Source organism: Streptococcus sp. HMSC064D12, from assembly GCF_001837205.1.
In the GTDB taxonomy this organism is placed as follows: Bacteria; Bacillota; Bacilli; order Lactobacillales; family Streptococcaceae; genus Streptococcus; species Streptococcus salivarius_D.
On sequence record NZ_KV831763.1, the window covers coordinates 5,603 to 5,962 of the forward strand.

A 360-nucleotide genomic window follows, 5' to 3' on the forward strand; every position below is an offset into this window, starting at 1 on the left:
CAACAAGTGCGAGCGAGTCAGCAAGTACCAGTGCCTCCATGAGTGCATCAACCAGCGCCAGCGAATCCGCAAGTACGTCGGCTTCCATGAGCGCTTCAACAAGTGCGAGCGAATCTGCAAGTACATCTGCCTCAATGAGTGCCTCAACGAGTGCGTCTGAATCTGCAAGTACCAGTGCGTCCATGAGCGCCTCAACAAGTGCGTCAGAATCAGCAAGTACTTCAGCGTCCATGAGCGCCTCAACGAGCGCCTCAGAGTCCGCAAGTACGTCAGCATCGATGAGTGCATCAACAAGTGCATCAGAGTCAGCCAGCACGTCTGCATCGATGAGCGCTTCAACCAGTGCCAGCGAATCCGCAA

At 55.0% G+C, this 360-nt stretch carries 1 pseudogene; it reads right to left on the reverse strand.

Going from position 1 to position 360, the window contains the following annotated elements:
• Positions 1-360: pseudogene (locus tag HMPREF2697_RS10550) on the reverse strand (hypothetical protein); the annotation flags it as partial.